Here is a 2481-nt window from a genome sequence, read left to right as displayed (position 1 = left end):
TCCCGCCGGCCGGCAGGGCCGGCGGCGGCGTCCCGGGCTGCTGCCCCGGGAGGATCGCCGATCCCGGGATCGCCCGATCCACGGGCGGTCCGAACGCCTCCGGCTCGACGCTCACCCCCGCGGCCTCAAGTTCCAGCATCACCAGCACCAGGGCGTCGACATCCATGCGGTCGATCGGCAGGGCGGCCTGCAGGTCGTCCGCCGTGAGTGCCCCCCGCGCCCGGCCGAGGGCGATCAGCCGGTCCAACGTCCCGCGATCGATCGTCTGCGTCATCGCCAGCTCCGGCCGCCAACCGACCCCCAGCCGAGACCCCCCGAGGGCCGGTGCTCTCCCGACGAGAACCCACGAAGATCCCGGCGGTTACCGCGCGGTCACCGGCCGAGCGCGGGGGCGGTCGTCAGGGCGTCGCCGGCACCCAGGATCCCGGGCCGGTGCGTGTTGGCCCGGTGCCGGAGCATCGGCTTCTCGACCAGGTACCAGCTCAGGAAGCCCAGCGGGATCGCCGCCGCGAGGGCCAGGATCGCGGCCGTTCCGGGCGACAGGTCCGGCCGATGGGCGACCAGCAGATTCTGCACGGGCCAGGCATAGAGATAGAGCCCGTACGAGGCGTCGACGCGCGCGGTGGCGCGGCTCAGGGCGTTGGGGCGCACCGCCAGGGCGAACCAGAAGATCAGGTAGCCGCCGAGAAGCGCGAAGGCCGGCTCGGCGAGCGGCGGGCTGAACATCAGCGGCAGGAGCAGCGAGGCGGCAGCGGCCGCGCCCCGGCCGGTATAGGCGATCTTGTCGCCGAACAGCTGGAAGGCGCCGCCGCAGCAGAACACGAAGCTCAGGCGGATCATCTCCGACAGAATGCCGAGCCCATTCCCGGCCTGGCCGATCGGCAGGACGAGCCAGCGCAGGGCCAGGACTCCCCCGAGGCCGGCGAGCAGGACGAGGTAGCGCCGCCGCCGCCGCAGGGCGCGCGCGCTGCCGACCAGACCGAGCAGCAGGTAGCAGCCGAACTCGCACGGAATCGTCCAGAGCGATCCGTTGAGGATCGGATAGGGCAGCGCCTCGAACGCACCCGGGACCACCGGCATCAGCAGCAGCGACAGGCGCAGCACGGTCTCGGCCGGCGAGATCGCGGTCACGTCACCGCCGCTGAGGGGCGCGACGACGGCGATGCAGACGAGGGACGCCATCACGAAGCCCGGATAGATCCGCAGCGCCCGCCGTTTCAGGTAGTCGGAGAACGAGCGCTTGGCGCGGTAGCTCGCGGTGATCAGGTAGCCGCTCACCAGGAAGAAGCCGTCCACCGCGACCTCGCCCAGCGACAGCGTGCCGAACACCTGCGTGAGCCATTCGCGCGACCGATTGCCGTCCGCCAGCTCCGGCGCGTGCGAGAGCACGACGAGGATCGCGAACAGCACGCGCAGCGTGCCGAAATTGTTCGCCGCCCGGTCTTCCCCGCCGACCTGTTGCGACACCCGCCCCGCCCCGTGATCCCCTGGATACCTCCAAGGGCCGGGAAACCGCACGCGGAGACAAGGCCGCCAGGGCAACACCCGGCAGCCATCGCGCCGCCGCCGCAGGAACCGGTTCGAGGCCCGGTCCCATTCCGGGCACGGACGCAGGCAGAGGCGGCTCCACCCAGGCCGTTGCGCTGGCCACGCGGTTGGGTTAGGAAATCGGCGCGGCTAGCACCCGTAGCTCAGCTGGATAGAGCGTTGCCCTCCGAAGGCAAAGGTCACACGTTCGAATCGTGTCGGGTGCGCCAATCTCCTCAATGACCTAGCGCGTCAGCGTAACGTGTCGGTTCGCCTGGGGTTGGAACCGGGCTTCGGTACGTCTGCGTACTGGCGGCGCTACAATGCGGTGTGCCGTCCAGCACTGTCTTCGATCAGATGCCGGTGGGCTGAACCCGTGGCCTTTCCGATCAATCTCAGCCGTGGCGATCTGGTCGCGGGCCGGCTTCAGCCCCTGGATCCAGCCGCCTACACCGCGCCGTGCGGATCTCCGGCGCGGGGATTGAGCTCGGCCCTGCGCGCGCAGCCTTCGGGAGATCCCGTTCGTCACCGCCTGGCCGGCGACCGTGCCCGTTCGACGGCGCGGCGCAGGATGCGCGACAGGTCGGTGACCGAGTAGGGCTTGCGCAGCAGCTCGAAGCCGTGGGTGCCGTGAGCTGCAAGCACGTCGCTGTAGCCCGATGCCAGGACGACCGGGAGGTCGGATTGCCGGCGGCGGATCTCGTGGGCCAGCTCGACCCCGTTCATGCCGGGCATCACCACGTCCGAGAACACGACCTCGAAGCGGAACGGGACACGCTCGAACTCGCGCAGCGCCTTCTCTGCGTCCGTCGCCCAGACCGTGCTGTAGCCCAGTTCCTGCAGGGCCTGCGCGGCGAAGGCGCCGACCTCGAGGTTGTCCTCGACCAGCAGGACGCAGGTGCCGTGGCCGTCGGCCAGGGCCGCGGGCTCGGGCGCCTCGGCCTCCGGGACGGC

3 protein-coding genes and 1 tRNA gene are annotated in these 2481 nt (G+C 71.0%); 1 reads left to right on the top strand and 3 read right to left on the bottom strand.

The window, feature by feature from the left end; translation table 11 throughout:
• Positions 1-274: RNA polymerase sigma factor region1.1 domain-containing protein (locus FV228_RS26795; RefSeq protein WP_187277928.1), on the bottom strand; the 274-nt coding region annotated here is incomplete at its 3' end.
• Positions 275-372: 98 nt separating this feature from the next.
• The gene (locus FV228_RS26790) at positions 373-1467 is read right to left on the bottom strand and encodes an acyltransferase (RefSeq protein WP_147857298.1); all 1095 of its coding nucleotides are present in this window, start codon (positions 1465-1467) and stop codon (positions 373-375) included.
• A 213-nt stretch (positions 1468-1680) separates the two neighbouring features.
• On the opposite strand from FV228_RS26790, the gene FV228_RS26785 reads away from it, so the two are divergent.
• A tRNA-Arg gene (locus FV228_RS26785) sits at positions 1681-1757 on the top strand.
• A 295-nt stretch (positions 1758-2052) separates the two neighbouring features.
• Here the strand turns inward: FV228_RS26785 and FV228_RS26780 are convergent.
• The coding region (locus FV228_RS26780) for a response regulator (protein ID WP_147857297.1) at positions 2053-2481 on the bottom strand (429 nt) is incomplete at its 5' end.

It is taken from the genome of Methylobacterium sp. WL18 (assembly GCF_008040015.1).
GTDB lineage: Bacteria > Pseudomonadota > Alphaproteobacteria > Rhizobiales > Beijerinckiaceae > Methylobacterium > Methylobacterium mesophilicum.
This window is presented reverse-complemented; position numbering and strand designations above follow the sequence as displayed.